Source organism: Arthrobacter sp. H20 (genome assembly GCF_000520515.1).
GTDB lineage: Bacteria > Actinomycetota > Actinomycetes > Actinomycetales > Micrococcaceae > Arthrobacter_D.
Window position 1 is genome coordinate 120,853 of record NZ_KI914712.1, and the last position, 1,906, is coordinate 122,758.

At 63.4% G+C, this 1,906-nt stretch carries 2 protein-coding genes; both read left to right on the top strand.

Annotation, left to right across the window (positions count from 1 at the left end):
* A partial coding sequence (locus Y703_RS21890; protein ID WP_155849388.1) for a DUF1684 domain-containing protein occupies positions 1-170 on the top strand: 170 nt, incomplete at its 5' end.
* A gap of 282 nt (positions 171-452) precedes the next feature.
* A complete protein-coding gene (locus Y703_RS0103020) occupies positions 453-1,868 on the top strand; it encodes a stealth family protein (RefSeq protein ID WP_026551541.1) in 1,416 nt (471 codons plus the stop codon).
* Positions 1,869-1,906 lie beyond the last annotated feature (38 nt).

Sequence of the window (1,906 nt, forward strand, 5' to 3'; positions counted from 1 at the left end):
CGGTCAAGGGCTCTCACCTCGGAGTGGCTGGCGACCGGCTCATCGTGGACCTGAACTTTGCCTACAACCCCTCCTGCGCCTACGACGAGGCGTGGGCCTGCCCCCTGCCCGGGGTGGACAACCGGGTTGACGTCGAACTCCGCGTCGGCGAGCTGTACTCCACGTACTGAGGGAGAACGACGACGCCGCAGGGGGATCTGGGCGCGCGACGCTGGGTGCGGCGCAGGCTTTATCATGGAGCTAAGACACCCGGTACCCCTCTGGAGGATCACATTACGGATACTGCCGCCCAACACGATATCTACTTCGGCGCACCTGAGCCGGTCAACGAGGGCGAAGTCCTCGAGTCCGCGTCGCGAGCCGCCGTTGCACGGTTCACCGAACGTGCCGACATCACCACTGTCAAACGCCGGTTCACCCTGATCAACGAAAACGTGACGCCGCACCAGGCGATGGTCGAGGATCTGTTGTTCATCCGTGCCGCGCTAGAAGCCGCTGACATCGAGTACCTTTTGGTGCGCGGCAACGATGAGCGTCCAGTGATCGCTATTGAGCTCAAATACCGGGAACGCCTCCGGGATGCCCTGGTCGCAGCATGCCGGACCGAACCGTTCTACTCCCGCACCGTCGACACCAAGCGACGGACCACGCTACTGGTCACCGACGGGTCGCTGTCCCACAGCGCCAAGGCCCGCATCTTCCGCCTGTTCCGCCCCCGGATCGAACCGATCGGCGGACTCGCCTTCGGGCCGTCGGCGGGCGTCCAGATCGAGCTGTGGAAACTCGACGGCGACACCATTGAACTCCCGGTGGAGAACTCACTGACCCGGCGCGCGCTCCCCTCCTCAGAGGTGGTCCGCGGGTCGGTCGAACGGCACGGGCTGAGCTGGCCCACCATCGACAATATGTTCGCCGATCATGCAACTGACATTGACTTCGAGATTGATCTGGTTTTCTCCTGGGTGGACGGTAGCTCCGCCGAGTATCAGGCAGCGCGAGCCGAACGGATGAAGGACGCCGTGGTGGGCGAGGGCGACGACCATGAGGCCCGGTTCCGCCAGATCAACGAACTGAAGTACGCCCTGCGCTCGGTGTACATGTTCGCTCCGTGGGTCCGCAGGATCTTCATCGCCACCGACTCGGAGGCCCCCTCGTGGCTGGCCGATCACCCCTCGGTGACCCTGGTTCGCTCGGAGGAACACTTCAGGGACCCGTCGGTCCTCCCGACCCACAACTCCCAGGCCATCGAGAGCCAATTGCAGCACATTCCAGGACTCTCGGAGTATTTCCTCTATTCGAACGACGACATGTTCTTCGGCCGCCCGGTGTCCCCCGACATGTTCTTCTCCCCGGGCGGGGTCACCAAGTTCATCCAGGCCGATACTCGCATTGGGTTGGGCGACAACGACGCCGAGCGGAGCGGCTTCGAGAACGCCGCGCGGGTCAACCGCAAGCTGCTGCACGACAGGTTCGGCCGAATCACCACCCGACACCTTGAGCACACGGCGGCGCCCCTGCGCCGCAGCGTACTCCTGGAGATGGAAGAAGTGTTCGCGGCCGAGTTCACGGCGACTGCCGCCTCACGGTTCCGGGCGAAGGACAACATTTCGGTTACCAACTCGCTGTACCACTATTACGCGTTGCTCACCGGGCGGGCTGTCACCCAGGAATCGGCGAAGGTCCAGTACATCGACACCACCATGCGGTCAGGGTTGCGTAGCCTGAACAAGCTGCTGGATAAACGGCACACCGACTTCTTCTGCCTCAATGACGGCAGTTTCCCCGAGGTGCCAGCTGACGAGCGGGCGCACCTGGTCACTGACTTCCTGGAGAAATACTTCCCCATCAAGGCGCCCTGGGAAAAGTAGCCGGTTCGCCGGGTCTCAGGCCCCGGTGAACTGGCGGG